14 protein-coding genes and 2 tRNA genes are annotated in these 18708 nt (G+C 66.5%); 11 read left to right on the forward strand and 5 right to left on the reverse strand.

Translation table 11 applies throughout. The features are described from left to right. Nucleotides 1-63 precede the first annotated feature (63 nt). Nucleotides 64-136, reverse strand: a tRNA-Thr gene (locus R3I40_RS00715). Between the two features lie 67 nt (nt 137-203). Further along, the gene (locus R3I40_RS00720; protein WP_285262005.1) at nt 204-1946 is read right to left on the reverse strand and encodes an alpha/beta hydrolase; all 1743 of its coding nucleotides are present in this window, start codon (nt 1944-1946) and stop codon (nt 204-206) included. A gap of 126 nt (nt 1947-2072) precedes the next feature. On the opposite strand from R3I40_RS00720, the gene R3I40_RS00725 reads away from it, so the two are divergent. The 3 genes from R3I40_RS00725 (at nt 2073) to R3I40_RS00735 (ending at nt 4270) form a co-directional block, all read left to right on the forward strand. Then, nucleotides 2073-3365 carry a sensor histidine kinase gene (locus tag R3I40_RS00725; protein WP_239375748.1) on the forward strand — a complete coding sequence of 431 codons (1293 nt, stop codon included), beginning with the start codon at nt 2073-2075 and terminating at the stop codon, nt 3363-3365. Nucleotides 3366-3416: 51 nt separating this feature from the next. After that, nucleotides 3417-4106 carry a response regulator gene (locus R3I40_RS00730; protein WP_239375750.1) on the forward strand — a complete coding sequence of 230 codons (690 nt, stop codon included), beginning with the start codon at nt 3417-3419 and terminating at the stop codon, nt 4104-4106. A 91-nt stretch (nt 4107-4197) separates the two neighbouring features. Then, nucleotides 4198-4270: transfer RNA gene (locus tag R3I40_RS00735), tRNA-Glu, on the forward strand. A gap of 56 nt (nt 4271-4326) precedes the next feature. Here the strand turns inward: R3I40_RS00735 and R3I40_RS00740 are convergent. Then, on the reverse strand, nt 4327-5268 hold the full coding sequence (locus R3I40_RS00740; protein WP_239375752.1) for an NAD(P)-dependent oxidoreductase: 942 nt from the start codon (nt 5266-5268) through the stop codon (nt 4327-4329). A gap of 97 nt (nt 5269-5365) precedes the next feature. Here R3I40_RS00740 and R3I40_RS00745 point away from each other — a divergent pair, with 97 nt between their 5' ends. Both R3I40_RS00745 and R3I40_RS00750 read left to right on the forward strand, forming a co-directional pair. Then, the gene (locus R3I40_RS00745; RefSeq protein WP_239375754.1) at nt 5366-5821 is read left to right on the forward strand and encodes a Fur family transcriptional regulator; all 456 of its coding nucleotides are present in this window, start codon (nt 5366-5368) and stop codon (nt 5819-5821) included. Between the two features lie 43 nt (nt 5822-5864). Next, nucleotides 5865-7319 carry a catalase gene (locus R3I40_RS00750; RefSeq protein ID WP_239375756.1) on the forward strand — a complete coding sequence of 485 codons (1455 nt, stop codon included), beginning with the start codon at nt 5865-5867 and terminating at the stop codon, nt 7317-7319. Nucleotides 7320-7487: 168 nt separating this feature from the next. On the opposite strand, the gene R3I40_RS00755 is transcribed toward R3I40_RS00750, so the two are convergent. Beyond that, a complete protein-coding gene (locus R3I40_RS00755; protein ID WP_239375758.1) occupies nt 7488-7874 on the reverse strand; it encodes a universal stress protein in 387 nt (128 codons plus the stop codon). Then, the gene (locus R3I40_RS00760; protein WP_239375760.1) at nt 7871-8509 is read right to left on the reverse strand and encodes a lysophospholipid acyltransferase family protein; all 639 of its coding nucleotides are present in this window, start codon (nt 8507-8509) and stop codon (nt 7871-7873) included. Before R3I40_RS00760 ends, R3I40_RS00755 begins: the two co-directional genes overlap by 4 nt. 196 nt (nt 8510-8705) lie before the next feature. Between R3I40_RS00760 and R3I40_RS00765 the strand changes: the two genes are divergently transcribed. From R3I40_RS00765 to R3I40_RS00790, 6 genes are all read left to right on the forward strand, one after another. Beyond that, nucleotides 8706-10040 carry a Gfo/Idh/MocA family oxidoreductase gene (locus R3I40_RS00765; protein ID WP_285262004.1) on the forward strand — a complete coding sequence of 445 codons (1335 nt, stop codon included), beginning with the start codon at nt 8706-8708 and terminating at the stop codon, nt 10038-10040. A 368-nt stretch (nt 10041-10408) separates the two neighbouring features. Then, a complete protein-coding gene (gene nrdH, locus R3I40_RS00770) occupies nt 10409-10669 on the forward strand; it encodes a glutaredoxin-like protein NrdH (RefSeq protein WP_183377191.1) in 261 nt (86 codons plus the stop codon). A gap of 61 nt (nt 10670-10730) precedes the next feature. Beyond that, nucleotides 10731-11138, forward strand: a complete 408-nt coding sequence (nrdI, locus tag R3I40_RS00775; protein ID WP_183377190.1) for a class Ib ribonucleoside-diphosphate reductase assembly flavoprotein NrdI — start codon at nt 10731-10733, stop codon at nt 11136-11138. A 5-nt stretch (nt 11139-11143) separates the two neighbouring features. Beyond that, a complete protein-coding gene (gene nrdE, locus R3I40_RS00780; protein WP_239375766.1) occupies nt 11144-13276 on the forward strand; it encodes a class 1b ribonucleoside-diphosphate reductase subunit alpha in 2133 nt (710 codons plus the stop codon). Between the two features lie 34 nt (nt 13277-13310). After that, a complete protein-coding gene (gene nrdF, locus R3I40_RS00785; RefSeq protein ID WP_239375768.1) occupies nt 13311-14282 on the forward strand; it encodes a class 1b ribonucleoside-diphosphate reductase subunit beta in 972 nt (323 codons plus the stop codon). Between the two features lie 241 nt (nt 14283-14523). Then, the gene (locus R3I40_RS00790) at nt 14524-18450 is read left to right on the forward strand and encodes a hydantoinase B/oxoprolinase family protein (RefSeq protein WP_183377187.1); all 3927 of its coding nucleotides are present in this window, start codon (nt 14524-14526) and stop codon (nt 18448-18450) included. The last annotated feature ends 258 nt before the right edge of the window (nt 18451-18708 follow it).

The following is an 18708-nucleotide window of genomic DNA, read 5'->3' on the forward strand; positions in this document are numbered from 1 at the left end:
CCCCTCACTGCACAGCGAAGCGGCCCGCCCAGCGTGTGTGCTGGAGCGGGCCGCTTCTCTCGGAGCCCCCTGCCGGAATCGAACCGGCGACCTTTTCATTACGAGTGAAACGCTCTACCGACTGAGCTAAGGAGGCAACGCCTCCCTAATCTACACAGCGCCTCAACGGGTGGGCAAAGCGGTCGGGGGAACTGTCGCTCAGGTCACGAGCAGGTCAGGCCGTCCTGCGGCTTGGTGCCGTTGAGGAAGAACTCGTCCACCGCGTCCTCCACGCAGCCGCCGGAGGAGCCGTAGGCGGTATGGCCCCAGCCGTCGTAGGTGATGAGGGTGGAGTCAGCGAGCTGCTCATTGAGGCTCACCGACCACTCGTACGGGGTGGCGGGGTCGTTCTTCGTGCCGATCACCACGATCGGGCCGGCGCCCTCGGCGTCGATGGTGGCGGCCTGCCGGACCGGCTTCTGCGGCCAGGACCCGCAGATGGCTCCGGTGTAGGCCATCTGATCGCCGACGGCGGGGTACGCCTTCTTCAGGCGCTCGGACTCCTCATCCATCCACTTCTGGTCCGTCACGTACTGGCGGTCCAGGCAGTTGACGGCGTTGATCGACCAGGTGGAGTTGCCCTTGTAGGTGCCGTCCTGGTTCCGTTCGGTGGCGAAGTCCGCCAGCATCATCATGGTGGTGGCGTCGCCGTTCTTCATGGCCTGGTTGAGGCCGTTCTGCAGCGGCTGCCAGTTCTGCGTGTTGTACATCATCGAGATGATGGTGGTGCGTGCGAGGTTCGGGGTGAGGGAGCGGCCGTCGGGGCCCTTCAACGGCTTGTCCTCGAGGCTCGAGGCCCAGTCCATCATCTGCTGGGCGCCCTCTTCGGGGGTGCCGGTCAGCGGGCATTCGGAGCCGCTGTCCATGCAGAACTTCGCGAACTTCTCCAGGGAAGCCTGGAAGCCCCGCGCCTGCCCGGCGGCGATCTCGTCGCCGGTCAGCTGCGGGTCGACCGCGCCGTCCAGCACGAAGTGGCCGGTGGTGTCCGGGAACAGCTCGGCGTAGGTGGCGCCGAGGAAGGTGCCGTAGGAGAAGCCGAGGTAGTCGAGTTTGTCCTCGCCGAGCGCCGCGCGGATCACGTCCATGTCGCGGGCGGAGGAGAAGGTGTCCATGTACGGCAGGATGTCGCCGGAGTTCTGGGCGCACTGATCGAACGCCTCCTTCATCTCCTTGGCCTGCCCCTCGACGTCATCGGGGTCGGAGGAGAAGTAGGTGCCGTCCATCCAGGCGTCCATCTTGTCATCGCCGATGCACCGAATGCCGTGGGAGTCGGCCACACCGCGCGGGTCGAAGCCGACGATGTCGAAGCTGCTGCGCAGGGTGTCGGTGACGACATAATCACCGTAGCTGCCGACCATGTCGGCGCCGGACCCACCGGGCCCGCCCGGGTTGATGAGGATCGAACCCTTCCTCTCACCATCGGCGGCGGCGCGCCGCGTCAGCTGCAGCTCGATGTTGCCCTTGGACGGGTCGGACCACTGCAGCGGGACCGTCACGGTCGCGCACTGCGCCTGCCGCCATTCGGGCTTCTCGCAGCCCTTCCATTCGATCTTCTGCGAGTAGTACTTCGCGTAGGCCCCGTCGGTGCGGGGGTCGACCGTGAGCTTGAGGGCGTCGGAGTCGGTGGCGACGGGGGAGGCTCCGGTCAGCTGTGCCATGCCGTCGGTGCCGGGGCCGATCGGGGAGGCGCCGTCGAGGCTGCGCGGCTCGTCGAGCTTCGCGTCGGTGATGCCGGGAGCGGTTCCGGGCTTGGTCGTGTCCGTGTCGCCGTCGCCGCTGAGGGAGGAGATGAACCCGCAGCCGGACAGCGCGAGCACGGCTGAGGCGATGAGGGCCGCGGCGCTGCGGCGTCGGCGAGGCGAATGCACTGTCATGGTGTCCTTCGTGTCCGGTGTCGTGCCTGCCATTGAACCACCCGAGCGGCCCGGAGGAGGCGTTCAGGCATCGACTGTCTGCCATGACGGGTACGACTTTGGGCCAGCGGTGGTCCTCGGAGCTGGCGGCGAGCAGTCACGAGCCGCCACACTGGGGTCGTGAACACCGACGCCCCCACCGCTTCCGCTCTGGATGACGCCGCCCTGCGCTTCGTGCGCTTCGTCCGGCCCCGACTGGGAACGATCGTCATCTGCATCCTCTTCGCACTGGAAGTGCTGGCCATGCTTCTGGTCCTGCAGTTCCTCACCGTGACGTGGCGACAGGTGATGGGGTTCGTCATCTCCACGGTGTGCTTCGCGCTCCTCTTGACCCGGCACCGCACCTGGCGCTGGAGCCTGCCGCTGGTCATGCTGCTGAGCTTCGGCCGCTTCCCGTTCGCCCACATCGCGATGTACGGGTACGCGAAGCGCCAGCCCAGCCGGATGCGGACGGGCGCCTGGCTGGGCGGCACGATCACCGCGCACGTGGCGTGGAACGTCGGCTCCTACTTCCTGACGGGCGAACGCGAGCGGCTCATCAACGACCCGGAGTTCGCGAACGACCCCATCACCCCTACCTTCGAAGCGGTGATGATCACCTCCCTGGAGCTGATCGCCCTGCTGTCGCTCAGCCTGGCGATGGCGATCGGCATCTATGTCGCGATGCGGCGGGAGAGGACCGCGGCGATGGAGGATCGGCTTCGGATCGCGCAGGAGGGCCGCAGAGCCGCCGTGGAGCAGGCCCGGGCATCGGAGCGCACCCGCATCGCCCGGGAGATGCACGACATCGTGGCGCACAAGATCTCCCTGATCGCGCTGCAGGCCGGTGCGATGGAGGTGAACGATTCGCTCACGCGCGAACAGATGGCGGAGGGGACCGCGCTGATCCGGTCGACTGCATCGAACGCGCTCACGGAGCTGCGGCAGGTTCTCGGGGTTCTGCGGGACGAGGACACCAGCGCGCCCCTGACGCCGCAGCCGGCCTGGTCCGATGTCATCGGCCTGGTGGAGACCTCCAACAATGCCGGCGCCCGGATCGAACTCGACAACCGCCTCGGCGACGATGCGGTTGTGCCCGAGGCGGTGGCTCGCACCGCCTACCGGGTCCTGCAGGAATGCCTGACGAACGTCCACAAGCACGCGCTGAACCGCGCGGCACTGGTCGTGATCGGCCGGTGCCCGCTGGAGGGGGCCGACGGGTCCGAGGCCGCGGGGCAGCGCGCCCTGTGCATCGAGGTGCACAATCGGATCCCCGACCACCCGAACCATTCCCTCCCGGGTGCGAGGATGGGACTGGTCGGGATCGAGGAGCGGGTCAAGCAGGCCGGCGGCACGTTCCGTGTTCTCCCGTCGGCCCGTGGGGACTTCACCGTCCGCGCTGAGATCCCCTGGGGCGCCTGCCCCACCTCCTGACCCCGATCCGCCCGCCGCCCGCCCCGCCTTGCTGACGATCCGAGGAACGCTATGACCGCTTCTGATTCCGCACCCGCCGACCGCCCCACCCGGGTGGTCCTCATCGACGACGACTCCCTGGTCCGCGCCGGCCTCAGCATGATCCTCGGATCCGCCCCCACGATCACCGTGGTGGGGGAGGGGGCCGACGGGGCCGACGCCGTGGACCTGGTCAACCGCCACTACCCGGACGTGCTCCTGATGGACGTGCGGATGCCGAAGGTGGACGGCCTGACCGCGCTGCGCAGTGTGAAGGCGCTGCCGAAATCGCCGCGAGTCATTATGCTCACCACCTTCGACCTGGACGAGTACGTGTTCGCTGCCCTGGAGGCCGGGGCCGCGGGGTTCCTGCTGAAGGACACGCCGCCACGGGATCTGATCAGCGCGGTGGAGGTCGTGGCGCGCGGCGATGCGATGCTGTCGCCGGCGGTGACCCGCCGCATGCTGGAGCACTTCACGCACGCGAACCCCGCGCAGGCCGCGCCGGAGGTGCCGGGCCTGGACAAGCTGACGCAGCGGGAGACCGAGGTGCTCGCGAACGTGGGCGCCGGCTTCTCCAACGCGCAGATCGGACAGCGCCTGTTCATGAGTGAAGCAACGGTGAAAGCGCACATCTCGAAGATCTTCGCGAAGCTCGAATGCACCAACCGGGTGCAGATCGCGATCGTGGCGCACGAGGCGGGGCTGACGGTCGACCTCTGATACGGCCGGGCGTTCGCGGAGACATCGCTCACGCGCGACGGAATCCCAGGTTGGCCGCGGTGGCGCGGTGCCGCTATAGTCGGACCGGTACGCCCCGTTCGTCTAGCGGCCTAGGACACCTGCCTTTCACGCCGGCAACACGGGTTCGAATCCCGTACGGGGTACACAGAGCAGAAGCCGTCTTCTTCGGAAGGCGGCTTCTTCGCTTCTTCAGGGGCCCTCAGGCCAGGTGCACAGCGGTCGGCGGCTCCTCGCCCCGCTCGAACGCCAGCACCGCCTCATGCAGAGCGGCGGCGATGTCCACGGGCCGGGTCTGCGCCGAGATGTGCGGCGTGATGTGGATGCGCTCATCGCCCCACAGCCACGAGTCCTCATCCAGCGGCTCCGTCTCGAACACGTCCAGTACCGCCCCGCTCACTCGGCCCGCATCCAGTGCCCGGCGCAGCCCCGCCTCATCCAGGCTCACACCGCGGCCCACGTTGATCAGCAGCGCCTCGTCCAGGTGCGAGAACAGGTCATCGTTCAGGATCCCCGCTGTCTCCTCCGTGCCCGGCAGGGCGGAGACGACCACGCCGGCGCGCTCCAGCTCCGGATGGATCTGCCTGAGCGGTGCGGTGCGGGAGAACCCGTCGGCGTCCCGACCGGAGCGGTTCGCGCCCACCACTGCGATGCCGAGCGACTCCAGTGCTCGTGCGACCCCTGCGCCGATCGGGCCGGTGCCGAGGACCACCGCCCGCTCGGGCAGCGGGGCGGTGCGGCGCGGCTCCCACGTGCGGCGGTCCTGCGCACGCACATAGTGAGCGGTGTGCAGGCAGTGGTTGAGCACCCACGCCTGCGCGTACCGGCCCATCTGCTCGGGCATCGTGCCGATCGTGCGGGTGAGGACCTCGAAGCGGTCCGTGTACGGCGCGAAGGCGTCGAGACCGGCGCTCATCGTGTGCGCCCAGACGTAGCGGCCAGTGCCGTCCGGATCGGGGAACGGCCAGCCGGCGACGGAGTCCGCCCAGCTGAGGTCCTCAGCCGACGGCTCGGCTGCGTGGCGCAGCCGGATGGGCGTCCCCCAGGATTCGAGGTGCTCATGGACCCGCCGGGCGAAGCGTCCGGTCAGCAGGAGCCGCGTGGGGCGGATCGGGGCGCGGGTCTCAGGAGAGCTGGTGGTCATGGTCCTACCCTAGGTCGGGCCCACGAGGTGAACACCAAGTGAATGGAGGCAGTCATTTCCTGGACTGTGTCCAGAAAATGTTGCTACTGTTATCGCCATGACAGCATCCCTCACCGCCGCAGAGCGCGCCGGGACCGATTGGGTCCAGGCGCTGCGCGACGCTGGGCTGCGCGTCACTGCACCGCGCATCGCCGCACTCGAGGTCCTGGCCTCCAGCGCCCATGTGGACGCCGAGGTCATCGCCGCCGAGGTGCGGGCCAAGCTCGGGGCCGTCTCCAAGCAGGCCGTCTATGACGTTCTCGCAGCCCTGACCGACGCGGGACTGGCCCGCAAGGTCAGCCTCGACGGCCGCCGCGCACTGTACGAGCTCCACCGACACGACAACCACCACCACCTCGTGTGCCGCCGCTGCGGCCGCCTGGAGGACGTGCCGTGCGCCGTCGGTGAGGCTCCGTGCATCCCCGTCGCCGAGAGCGAGTCCCACGGATTCGCTGTCGACGAAGCCGAGGTGACCTACCGGGGCCTGTGTCCCGACTGCGCAGCTCGCTCCTGACCCACCGAACCGATCGTTCATCACAGATCCCCAAGGAGGAATGATGACCAGCTTCGATCCGAAGGCCAAGTCCACTACTGAGAACGGTGCTCCCCGCGAGTCCGACCGCTTCTCCCTCAGCGTCTCCCACGACGGCCCGCTGCTCCTGCACGACATCGCCCTCGTTGAGAAGCTCGCCCGCTTCGACCGCGAGCGCATCCCGGAGCGCAGCCCCCACGCCAAGGGCTCCGGCGCCTTCGGTGAGCTCGAGGTGACGGAGGACGTCTCGCAGTACACCAAGGCGGACCTGTTCCAGAAGGGTCGCAAGACCCCGATGCTGGCCCGCTTCTCCACCGTGGCCGGTGAGCTCGGCTCGCCCGACACCTGGCGCGACGTCCGCGGCTTCGCCCTCAAGTTCTACACGCAGGAGGGCAACTACGACATCACGGGCAACAACACCCCGGTGTTCTTCCTCCGCGACCCGATGAAGTTCCCCGACTTCATCCACTCGCAGAAGCGTCTGCCGGACTCCGGTCTGCGCTCGGCCACCATGCAGTGGGACTTCTGGACCCTCATGCCGGAGTCCGCTCACCAGGTCGCCTACCTGATGGGCCCGCGCGGTCTTCCGAAGACCTGGCGCCACATGAACGGCTACGGCTCGCACACCTACATGTGGGTCAACGAGTCCGGTGAGAAGTTCTGGGTGCGCTACCACTTCCACACGCAGCAGGGTGTGGAGTACCTGTCCAACGAGGAGGCCGAGCGCATCGCCGGTGAGGATGCCGATGCCCACCGCCGTGACCTCTTCGAGGCGATCGAGAGCGGCGACCACCCGAAGTGGGATGTGCACGTGCAGGTGATGCCGTACGAGGACGCGAAGACCTACCGCTTCAACCCGTTCGACCTCACCAAGACGATCTCCAAGAAGGACTACCCGCTGATCAAGGTGGGTCACTTCACGCTGAACCGCAACCCGAAGAACCACTTCGCGGAGATCGAGCAGGCTGCGTTCAGCCCGTCGAACCTGGTGCCGGGCATCGGCCTGTCGCCGGACAAGATGCTGCTGGGCCGTTCCTTCTCCTACCCGGATGCACAGCGCAACCGCCTGGGCACCAACTTCAACCAGCTGCCGGTGAACGCCCCGATCGTGCCGACCAACTCCTATGACAAGGAGGGTGCGATGCAGTTCCACCACAGCGGTGACGCTCCGGTGTACAGCCCGAACTCGTTCGGTCGCGCCTACCAGGAGGGCGAGGTCGTCTCAGAGACCGGCTGGGAGGCCGATGGCGAGATGATCCGCGCCGCGTACACCCTCCACGAGGAGGACAGCGACTTCGTGCAGCCGGGCATCCTGGTGCGCGAGGTGTTCTCCGAGGAGGAGCGCGAGGGCCTCATCGAGACCGTTGCCGGTGGTGTCGCCGACATCCCGGAGCCGGTCCTCAGCCGCGTGTTCGAGTACTGGAAGAACATCGACCAGGAGGTCGGTGAGCGCATCGAGGCGAAGGTCAAGGGCGCGTGAGCTTCTGAGCCGCGTGTCCCGCAGGGCCCACCCGTGACCGCCGGGTGACCGGTGGCCCGGGTGGGGGCCTGGGGAATGCACGACGACCCGTCCAGCATGATGCTGAGCGGGTCGTCTGCTGTCTGTTCGGGGACGTGAGGGTGCAGCGCTGGGAAGCTGTGCTGGGGCTCAGGCGACGAGGACGTCGCAGGGGGCGTCGAGCAGGATGTGCTGCACCGTGGAGCCCAGCAGGTGCGGCGCGAACTCGCGGTTGCGGCGCACCCCGATGGTGAGCGAGTCGGCGCCCTCCTCCTCCACCAGGCGGATCAGCGCGGTGGAGGTGGAGACGTCCTCCGGCACCTGCACGGTGCGCACCGCGACGGACAGGCCGGCCTCGGTGCCGCGGGCGCGGGCCGACTCCAGCTGGTCCGCAGTGGCGTGCCGGGGATCGGGGGAGGAGCCGCGCTGCAGGTTCGCGATCACGACGGACGAGCCGGAGCTCTCCGCCCAGGCGAGGGCCGCGCCCAGGGCGGCGTCGCCCTCAGCGGTGGGGATGTAGCCGACGACGATGCTCATCGACGCTCCTGTCCGGACAGTGCCTGAATCTCATCCATGATGCGCTCGGTCATAGCGCGGCGCCGGGCGGCCTCACTGGGGATCTCTTCGAGGTCGGAGAAGTCGATCGGCGCGCCGAAGGAGACGGAGAAGCGGTGCAGGCGCGGCAGGATCTGCCCCTTGTTCCACAGCTTCTCCGTGCCCTTCAGGCCGACGGGGACCACGGGCGCACCGGACCTCTGCGCCAGCCACGCTGCGCCCTGCTTGCCCTTGCCGAGCAGGCCGTCCTTCGACCGTGTCCCCTCGGGGTAGATCGCGAACACGTCCCCGCCCGTGAGGACCTCGAGGGCGGCCTCGAGGGAGCCGCGGGCGGACTTCAGGGTGCCTCGGTCCACGGGGACGGAGCCGATCGACTCGAAGAACCTCTGCTGGATGCGGGCCTTCAGGCCGGTGCGCTTCCAGTATTCGTCCTTGATGATGAAGCGGACCTTGCGGGTGGCGATCACGGCGATCACCAGGGAGTCGATGTTCGCCAGGTGGTTGGAGGCGAGCAGCACGGGCCCGCTGGTGGGGACGTTCTCGAGCCCGGCGATGCGGGGCCGCCAGAGGAGACGAACCACGGGGACGAGGAGCCGTCGGGCGTTTTCGTAGAACACGGGGCGCGCATCCTTTGCGGCGTGGGGGAGCGGGGACCTCTCTACTGTACGCCCGCATGGGCGGGACGGGGCGCCTGGGATGCGAGGCTTCCGCTGGGCGTGCGTTAATGTGGCGGGACATGCTGAGAGCGCGCACCCGTCGGCCCCGACTGCCGAGACCGGGGCGGTGCGGCGCCGGCCGACCCCGGGAGGACCAATGGCGGACAACATCCGCGTCGCTGTCGTGGGGCTGGGCTCGATGGCCCAGTCCGTGCACCTGCCCATGATCCTGCGCCGGCACGACCGGTTCGAGACCGTGGCGATCGTGGACATCTCCGAGCGCCGCCGTCAGGACGTGGGGGAGAAGTGGCGCCTCGGCGAGGACGCCCGCTTCGCGTCCGTCCAGGACCTGATGGCGGCGGTGCGCGCCCGCGACCTCGCCGTGGACGCCGTGGTGTACGCGGCCGACGGGGTCAAGGCCGACGACGTCCTCGCCATCATCAAGCGCGGCATCCACGTGCTGCTGGAGCCGCCCGTCGGCTACGGCGCCGAGGAGATCAACCGGATCGCGGAGTTCGAGCGGATGACCGGGCGGTCCCTCGTGACGGTGGCGAACGCGCAGGCGCATGACCAGGCGCTCGTGGAGATGGAGGACGACAACACCGCCCGCGACCTGCGGATCATCGAGTTCGAGACGCTGATGCCGGCGATGAACGCCCTCTACGGCAACCACCACGTGACGTCCGCGGCGTACGACCTGCCGTTCGAGGAGCGCACCCACCGCCGCGAAGCGATGGATGCGGCGCTGGAGGCTGCTGCCGGCCCGGGCGCGAACCAGCGGGACCGCGACCTGCTGCTCAAGGGCATCCTGTCGGGTCTGGCCGTGCAGCTCGGGGTGCTGCGCTCGGTGTACGGCGCGATGACCGAGCTGCACGCGGTTCGGCAGTGGCCCGAGACCGTCACCCCCGGGTCGTTCGAAGTGCTCGGCGCCCTGGAGGACGGCGCGCGGGTGCGGATGGTGTGGCACTATCTGCCGTTCGCGCCGCAGCTGCGGGATTCGATCCGGTTCGTCGGCGTGCGCCGCCAGGGCCGCGTGGACCTGCCGAACCCTGCTGACCTCGACGTGTGCGGCCGCTATTCGGTGACGCAGAAGACCAGCGGCAAGGTCGTCACCACCGAGATCGACTCGGAGCACTCGCCCGCGTACGCCATGTACGAGGCGTTCGCCGCGACGATCACGGAGGGGGCGGCGCCGCGCTGCACCGTGGAGGACGCGCTGCTGGACGCCGAGGTCGCGCGCACGCTCCTCGCCCAGATCGCGGAGGCCGACGGGCGCGACATCGACCACGACCCCGACGCTGACTCGGCGGACGACCCAGCGGACGGCCGGGCAGACAACCAGATTGGTGACGGAGCGGACGACGCCGCCGAACCGATGCCGGCAGTCGAGGACGTGCCCGAACCGATCGATGCCCCCGAGAACGCTGACGATTCTGCCCCCGCGGACGCGGCCCCTGAGGCGAGCGAGTCTCCTCGCGGGACCGAGAGCTGAGTGCTCCGTTCTCATCCCAGTGCGTGACACGCCCGGGCGCAGACGAGTTCTGCACCCGGGCGCTCTGCTTCCTGAGAGCTTTCCCACCGGTTCTCTGAACGAGATATCCACCGTCGTGACCGGCCCGCTCCGCTCGTCCACAGGGTTATCCACGGCCGGCCTGCGGGTTTGGGCGGGAGAGGCGCGGACTGTGCACACAGGGTCCACCTCCATCCACAATGCCTCCACACCACATCCATGTAATTCAGTACATCTAGTGGTCTGGCAAAGCCTCAGACACTAGGTGTAGTGTTGTCCCCGTTGGTCATCCACAAGGAGACCAGCCCCCTCAGCTCTTCCCGTCCCTCAGCGAAAGGCAGCTTGTCACCATGGAGATCACCGTCTACTCGAAGCCGATGTGCGTGCAGTGCGATGCGACCAAGCGCGCGTTCACCAAGGCCGGCGTTGCCTTCAACGTCGTCGACCTCACCGAGGACGCTGACGCCCTCGCCACGGTCAAGGCCCTCGGCTACCAGCAGGCGCCCGTCGTGATGACCTCGACCGATCACTGGGCCGGCTTCCGCCCCGACAAGATCAAGGCCACCGCCGCACAGATGGCGGACACCGCGGCGCATGCACGCGCAGTCTGACCCCGTCGGCCGGGCAGGCCGCACCCACCACATCGAGCAAGAAAGGGCAGGGAAGCGCGCAATGGGCAGCCTCGTGTACTTCTCGTCCGTCTCAGGCAACACCAAGAGGTTCGTCGACAAGCTCGACTACTCCGAGGACTCGGTCCATCGGATCCCTCTGCGACGCACGGAGGATCCTCTCGTGATGGAGGATGAGTTCGTGCTGGTCGTCCCCACCTACGGGGGCGGCACCGTCAAGGGCGCTGTTCCGAAACAGGTCATCACCTTTCTGAACGACAAGCGCAACCGCACTCTGATTCGCGGTGTCATCACGGGTGGCAACACCAACTTCGGCGAGGCCTACTGCAAGGCGGGAGACATCATCTCCGCCAAATGCCAGGTCCCGCACATGTATCGATTCGAGCTGTTCGGCACCCCGCAGGATGTCGACCAGGTGAAACAGGGATTGGAACGGTTTTGGCACAACTGACTGACATGCCGGCTCACGAGCACTCCAAGGCGCTCGACTACCACGCGCTCAACGCGATGCTGAATCTCTACGACTCCAACGGTCAGATTCAGTTCGACAAGGACCGGGAGGCGGCACGGGAGTACTTCCTGCAGCACGTCAACCCCAACACGGTCTTCTTCCACTCGCTCAGCGAGAAGCTCGAGTACCTCGTGGACAACGAGTACTACGAGAAGGAGGTGCTCGACCAGTACGACTTCTCGTTCATCGAGTCCCTCTCCGCCCAGGCCTACGCGCACAAGTTCCGCTTCAAGACCTTCCTCGGCGCCTTCAAGTACTACACCTCGTACACGCTGAAGACCTTCGACGGCAAGCGCTACCTCGAGCGCTTCGAGGACCGCGTCATGATGGTCGCGCTCACCCTCGCCCGCGGCGATGAGGAGCTCGCTCGCAGCATCGTCGATGAGATCCTCACCGGCCGCTTCCAGCCCGCCACCCCGACGTTCCTCAACGCCGGCAAGGCGCAGCGCGGCGAACTCGTCTCCTGCTTCCTCCTGCGCATGGAGGACAACATGGAGTCCATCGGCCGCGGCGTGAACTCCGCCCTGCAGCTGTCCAAGCGCGGCGGCGGTGTGGCCCTCCTGCTGAGCAACCTGCGCGAGTACGGCGCGCCCATCAAGCAGATCCAGAACCAGTCCTCGGGCGTCATCCCCGTGATGAAGCTGCTGGAGGACTCCTTCTCCTACGCCAACCAGCTCGGTGCCCGTCAGGGCGCCGGTGCGGTGTACCTGCACGCCCACCACCCGGACATCCTGCGCTTCCTCGACACCAAGCGCGAGAACGCCGACGAGAAGATCCGCATCAAGACCCTCTCCCTCGGCGTCGTGATCCCGGACATCACCTTCGAGCTCGCTCGTAACAACGAGCCGATGTACCTGTTCAGCCCGTACGACGTCGAACGCGTCTACGGAAAGCCGTTCGCCGACGTCAACATCTCCGAGCACTACCGCGAGATGGTCGATGATCACCGCATCGCCAAGAAGAAGATCAAGGCGCGCGAGTTCTTCCAGACCATCGCGGAGATCCAGTTCGAGTCCGGCTACCCCTACATCCTGTTCGAGGATGCGGCGAACCGTGCGAACCCGATCGCCGGCAAGATCACGCACTCCAACCTGTGCTCGGAGATCCTGCAGGTCTCGACTCCGTCGGAGATGAACACCGACCTCTCCTACTCGGAGCTCGGCCGCGACATCTCCTGCAATCTCGGCTCCCTCAACATCGCCTACGCGATGGACTCCGAGGACTTCGCCAAGACGATCGACACCTCGATCCGCGCCCTCACCGCGGTCTCGGACACCTCCGACATCGATTCGGTGCCGACCATCGCCAACGGCAACGCGAAGTCCCACGCCATCGGCCTCGGCCAGATGAACCTGCACGGCTACCTCGCCCGCGAGCACATCCACTACGGCAGCGAGGAGGGCCTGGACTTCACGAACATGTACTTCCTCACGGTGACCTACCACGCCATCAAGGCGTCGATGGGCATCGCGAAGGAGCGCGGTGAGAAGTTCTACGACTTCGAGAACTCGAAATACGCCTCCGGTGAGTTCTTCCAGAAGTACATCGAGAAGGAGTGGGCCCCGCAGACCGAGAAGGTCCGCTCCCTGTTCGAGAAGTCCAACGCGCATCTGCCCACGCAGGAGGACTGGAAGCAGCTCGCCGAGGATGTGAAGACCCACGGCATGTACAACGCGTACCTGCAGGCCGTTCCGCCGACGGGGTCGATCTCCTACATCAACCACTCCACCAGCTCGATCCACCCGATCGCGTCCAAGGTGGAGATCCGCAAGGAAGGCAAGATCGGCCGCGTCTACTACCCGGCTCCGTTCATGACGAACGAGAACCTTGAGTACTTCCAGGACGCGTACGAGATCGGCTACGAGAAGATCATCGACACCTACGCCGTTGCCACGCAGCACGTGGACCAGGGCCTGTCGCTGACCCTCTTCTTCCCGGACACCGCCACCACTCGTGATCTCAACCGCGCGCAGATCTACGCGTGGCGCAAGGGCATCAAGACCATCTACTACATCCGTCTGCGCCAGATGGCGCTCGAGGGCACCGAGATCGAGGGCTGCGTCAGCTGCATGCTGTGACGCCCGCCCTCCCTTGCTGCCGAAAGGACATCGCATGAACACCGATCATCTGAAGACCTCGGTGCAGGCCATCAACTGGAACCGCATCGACGACCCGAAGGACCAGGAGGTCTGGGACCGCCTCACCGGCAACTTCTGGCTGCCCGAGAAGGTCCCGGTCTCGAACGACATCCAGTCCTGGAACCGCCTCAACGAGTTCGAGCAGACCCTCACCATGCGGGTCTTCACCGGACTCACGCTCCTGGACACCGTGCAGGGAACCGTCGGCGCGATCTCCCTGATCCCCGACGCCGTCACCCCGCACGAGGAAGCCGTCTACACGAACATCGCGTTCATGGAGTCGGTGCACGCCAAGAGCTACTCGCAGATCTTCTCCACCCTCTGCTCCACCCCGCAGATCGATGACGCGTTCCGCTGGAGCGAGACCAACGAGAATCTGCAGAAGAAGGCGCAGATCATCATGTCCTACTACAAGGGCGATGATCCGGATAAGCGCAAGGTGGCCTCCACCCTGCTCGAGTCGTTCCTCTTCTACTCCGGCTTCTACCTGCCGATGTACTGGTCCAGCCGCGGCGAGCTCACCAACACCGCCGACATGATCCGCCTCATCATCCGCGACGAGGCAGTCCACGGCTACTACATCGGCTACAAGTTCCAGCGGTCCGTGGAGAAGCAGTCCGCTGAGCGCCAGGCCGAGCTGAAGGACTACACCTACAGCCTCCTCATGGACCTCTACGACAACGAAGAGGAGTACACCGAGGACCTGTACGACCCGGTCGGCTGGACCGAGGACGTCAAGATGTTCCTGCGGTACAACGCGAACAAGGCCCTGATGAACCTGGGCTACGACGCGCTGTTCACCCCGGACCAGACCGAGGTGAACCCCGCGATCCTCGCGTCCCTGTCGCCGAACGCCGACGAGAACCACGACTTCTTCTCCGGCTCCGGCTCCTCCTACGTCATCGGCAAGGCCGAAGAGACCGAGGACGACGACTGGGACTTCTGATCCCCGAAGATCCGCTCTGATCATCCGGCGCACGAGCCGCCGCGGCGTTGTGCCGGGTGACCAGGGACGAAGGCCGGGCCCCACGCAGCAGCGTGGAGCCCGGCCTCACTCCTTAACTGAACAGTTTTCCCAAAACGCTTGTCGCGTTGCTACCCCGTCTGTAAGGTTGCTCACTAAGCAACTCCTGTGGCTCAGGCCACAGAGGAGCTTCAGTCGAGAACTGTCTCAGAAAGGTCCAATCATGAAGCGCATGGGCGTTGACGTCGGCGGAACATTCACCGACCTCTACTTCAGCGAAGACTCCACCCGACGCGTGGTGATCGAAAAGGTCCCCTCCACCCCTGACGATCCCTCCCGCGCCGTCATCAACGGGCTCCAGCGCCTGTCCGAGAAGGCCGGCGTGGACCTCAGCGAAATCGACCAGCTGGTGCACGGCACCACGGTGGCCACGAACATCGCGCTCACCCACAAGGGCGCCAAGGTGGGCATGATCACCACCGAAGGCTTCCGCGACATCCTCCACATCGCCCGCCACAAGAAGCCGTACAACTTCTCCCTCCAGCAGAACCTGCCGTGGCAGGAGTACCCGCTGGTCAAGCGCCGCTACCGCCTCACCGTCAAAGAGCGCCTATCCGCTCCGAACGGCGATGTGCTGATCCCGCTGGATGAGGACTCCGTCCGCGCCAAAGCCCGCGAGCTGAAGGCAGCCGGAGTGAAGTCCGTGGCGATCTGCTTCCTGCACTCCTACCTCAACCCGGTGCACGAGCTGCGCGCCAAGGAGATCGTGCTCGAGGAGTTCCCGGAGGCGTTCGTCTCCACCTCGCACGAAGTGGTGCCGCTCTACCGCGAGTTCGAGCGCTTCTCCACCACCGCCCTCAACGCCTTCGTGGGCCCGAAGGTCTCCAAGTACCTCAAGCGCCTCAACAAGGCCGTCACCGAAATGGGCTACAAGCGCGAAATGCTGCTCATGCAGTCCAACGGCGGCATGGTGCCGATCATGAAAGCTGCCGAGCAGCCGGTGAATCTGCTCATGTCCGGCCCCGTCGGCGGCCTCATCGGCGGCATCTGGTCCGCCAAGAAGTCCGGCTTCGAGAACGTGGTCACCCTCGACATCGGCGGCACCTCCGCTGACATCGGCGTGGCGCACAAGGGCCAGATGCGCATGCGCCACCTGCTGGACACCAAGGTGGGCGCCTACCAGGCGATGGTTCCGATGGTCGATATCGACACCATCGGCGCCGGCGGAGGCTCCATCGCGTTCGTCGATGACGGAGGCGTGTTCCGCGTGGGCCCGCAGTCCGCAGGCGCCACCCCCGGCCCCGCCTGCTACGGCCACGGCGGCGAAGAGCCCACCTCCACCGACGCGCAGCTGCTGCTCGGCCGGATGCGCGCCAAGCGCATGCTCGCCGGTGACGAGATGGAGCTGGACATCGACGCATCCCGCAAGGCGATGGAGCCGGTGGCAGAGACCCTGGATATGTCCATCGAAGAGGCCGCCATGGGTGCCCTGCAGATCCAGAAGTTCGGCATGACCCAGGCGATCGAGCAGAACTCGGTGCGCCGCGGCTATGACCCGCGTGACTTCACCCTCGTGGCCGGCGGCGGCGCCGGCGCACTGTTCGCCTGCGAGATCGCAGCCGAGCTGGACATTCCGAAGGTGCTGATCCCCGCTCACCCGGGCATCATCGCCGCCACCGGCCTGCTCGCCTCGGACCAGAAGTACGAGTTCATGAGCACTGCCCGCTTCACCTTCCCCGATGAGTCGTTCAAGATCTCGCAGCTCGACGAACTGTTCGCCGATCTTGAGAAGCAGGCCGCCGACCAGCTCGATGACGACGGCGTCAGTGAGGACCGCCGCACCCTCGAGCGCCTCGCCGATGCCCGCTATGTGGGTCAGGGCTACGAGGTGCGGGTGAGCGTCCCCGAGCTGAAGGGCAGCTCCGAGAACTGGCAGAAGGCCATGATCGCCGCGTTCCACGAAGCGCACGACGCCGAGTACGGGCACCGCTTCGAGGAGGGCCATGTGGAGATCGTCAACATCCGCGTGGTCGCCCACGGCCGCATCGACGACCTGCCCGCCCCGAAGAACGAGGCGACCGGCACCGACCTCACCTCCGCGGAAGTGGCGCGCCAGGAGACCTTCTTCGACGTCGACGGCAAACCGCAGGGCATGCAGACCCCGTTCTACGACCGCGAGAAGCTGAACGTCGGCATGCGGATCGACGGCCCCGCCGTCATCGAGCAGTACGACGCCACCGTGGTGATCCCGCCGAAGTTCATCGCCGAGATCGACGACGCCAACAACATCGTCATCTCCACCCCGTTGCACGAGGGCAAGAGCGACGCCGAACTGGCCGAGCCGATCCTGATGCGCGTCATCGGCGGTGCTTTCACTGCGGCGGCGAAGGAGATGGCGTCGGTTCTGTTCCGCATGTCGTACTCCTCCATCATCCGCGAATCCGAGGACCTCGGCGCCGGCATCTTCGACATCGACGGCAACACCCTCGCCGAATCGGACTCCACCCCGATGTTCATGGGAGCCATGCCGAAGATCGTCAAGGCGATCATCCGCCTCGCCGGCGACGACATCAACGAGGGCGACATCTTCATGCACAACGACCCGTATGAGGGGAATACCCACTCGCCGGACGTCGCCATCATCACCCCGATCTTCCACGACGGGAAGCGCATCGGCTTCGCCGGTGCCTCCGGTCAGCTGCTGGACATCGGCGGCGCCTACCCGGGCCTGGCCGTGGACCTGGTCGACAATCAGGCCGAGGGACAGATCTTCCGGGCACTGAAGATCCAGGACCGGGGAGTGCGCCAGGAGGTGCTGCTGAAGCAGATCTTCTCCAACACGCGCACACCGACGCAGAACGAGGGCGACATCGAAGCGATGATCGCCGCCTGCACCCTCGCTTCCAACCGGGTCCTGGAACTCGTGGAGCGCTACGGCGTGGAGGCCGTGGACCGCGCCGGCCACCACTGGCTCACCTACTCCGAAGCGATGCTGCGCCAGGAGATCGCGAAGATCCCCGACGGTGTCTACGAGGCGCCGATGGGGTACCTGGACGACGACGGCAAGAACTACGGCCGGAAGCTGCCGCTGAAGGTGACCGTGGAAATCCGCGGAGACGAGATCATCTACGACCTCACCGGTTCCGCGGCCCAGGTGGAGACCTCCTACAACTGTCCGTTCGAGGGCACCACGGTCTCAGCGTTCAGTTTCATCACCCGCATGATCTTCCTCGATGAGGCGGCGCACCCGGTGTTCGTGCCACAGAACGAGGGCATCCTGCGTCCGATCACGGTGATCGCGCCAGAAGGGTCGATCTTCAACCCGAGCTACCCGGCTGCGTGCGGCGCCCGCTTCGGCCAGGTGCAGCGCGTGGTGGACCTCGCCCTCGAAGCGCTCGCCCCGGTCATCCCCGAGAAGGTCACTGCCGGCAACTCCGCCCACATCCACTTCATGTCCTACTCCGGCTGGGACGAGAAACAGGGGGAGTACTGGGTGTACCTCGAGGTCAACGAGGGCTCCTACGGCGCCCGACCCGACGGGGACGGCCTCGACTCGGTCGACAACCTCATCGCCAACACCCGCAACAACCCGATCGAGGAGCTGGAGTTCCGCTTCCCGATGCGGACCGACCGGTACGAGCTGCGGGCGGACGTCCCGGCTGCGCCCGGCAAGCACCGCGGCGGCATCGGGGTGGTGCGCGAGAACCACTTCCTCGGTGACACGGTGATCACCGCGGAGGCGGACCGCCAGGAGTCGGATGCTCCGTGGGGTGTGTTCGGCGGCCATGACGGTGCGAACGCGAAGCTCACGAAGAACCCGGGCCGCGAAGGGGAGGAGTCGCTGCCGTCGAAGGTCACGGCCAAGATGTTCCGTGCGGGTGACTCCCTGGAGATCACCGTCCCCTCCGGCGGCGGCTACGGCGACCCGATCGAGCGCACGCCGAAGGCCGTGCTCAACGACGTCCTCGACGGCTTCACCACGGAGGAGCAGGCCCGCGACGTGTACGGAGTGGTGCTGGACGTGCAGGCCGGCAAGGTCGACAAGGACGCGACGAAGGAGCTGCGCCGCACCATGGCGGCCGACGGAGCCCGCAAACCGGTGAGGCAGGAGCTGGTCGTGGATGAGGAGCACCTCGCCGCGACCATCTGACACCTCTGGTCGAGGTGCATCAGCCTCCGAGGCAGGAGCCCCTCCACAAACGTGGAGGGGCTCCTGCCGTCTTTGTGTCCGTTACCGCCGGCATGAGCGGAAGGCGCTTGTGTGTATCACGGGAGAATTTCAAAGGACATTTCGGACCTTTTATTCTCGGTGGGGCGTCTCTCGGGTCGAGATGATGGCGCTCTGCAGGGCGTTGTCCAGGGGAAACGCGGCGCCGGGCCCCGGAAAAAGCTGAGTGGGCGAGACGTG

This window comes from Helcobacillus massiliensis, assembly GCF_033106145.1.
Lineage (GTDB): Bacteria > Actinomycetota > Actinomycetes > Actinomycetales > Dermabacteraceae > Helcobacillus > Helcobacillus massiliensis.

Bases quoted from the DNA above. Each gene is read 5' to 3' on its own strand.
- R3I40_RS00720 (WP_285262005.1), bottom strand. From the start codon at position 1,946: ATGGCAGGCACGACACCGGACACGAAGGACACCATGACAGTGCATTCG.
- R3I40_RS00790 (WP_183377187.1), top strand. From the start codon at position 14,524: ATGAAGCGCATGGGCGTTGACGTCGGCGGAACATTCACCGACCTCTAC.
- R3I40_RS00755 (WP_239375758.1), bottom strand. From the start codon at position 7,874: ATGAGCATCGTCGTCGGCTACATCCCCACCGCTGAGGGCGACGCCGCC.
- nrdI (WP_183377190.1), top strand. From the start codon at position 10,731: ATGGGCAGCCTCGTGTACTTCTCGTCCGTCTCAGGCAACACCAAGAGG.
- nrdE (WP_239375766.1), top strand. From the start codon at position 11,144: ATGCCGGCTCACGAGCACTCCAAGGCGCTCGACTACCACGCGCTCAAC.
- nrdF (WP_239375768.1), top strand. From the start codon at position 13,311: ATGAACACCGATCATCTGAAGACCTCGGTGCAGGCCATCAACTGGAAC.
- R3I40_RS00730 (WP_239375750.1), top strand. From the start codon at position 3,417: ATGACCGCTTCTGATTCCGCACCCGCCGACCGCCCCACCCGGGTGGTC.
- R3I40_RS00745 (WP_239375754.1), top strand. From the start codon at position 5,366: ATGACAGCATCCCTCACCGCCGCAGAGCGCGCCGGGACCGATTGGGTC.
- R3I40_RS00740 (WP_239375752.1), bottom strand. From the start codon at position 5,268: ATGACCACCAGCTCTCCTGAGACCCGCGCCCCGATCCGCCCCACGCGG.
- R3I40_RS00765 (WP_285262004.1), top strand. From the start codon at position 8,706: ATGGCGGACAACATCCGCGTCGCTGTCGTGGGGCTGGGCTCGATGGCC.
- R3I40_RS00750 (WP_239375756.1), top strand. From the start codon at position 5,865: ATGACCAGCTTCGATCCGAAGGCCAAGTCCACTACTGAGAACGGTGCT.
- nrdH (WP_183377191.1), top strand. From the start codon at position 10,409: ATGGAGATCACCGTCTACTCGAAGCCGATGTGCGTGCAGTGCGATGCG.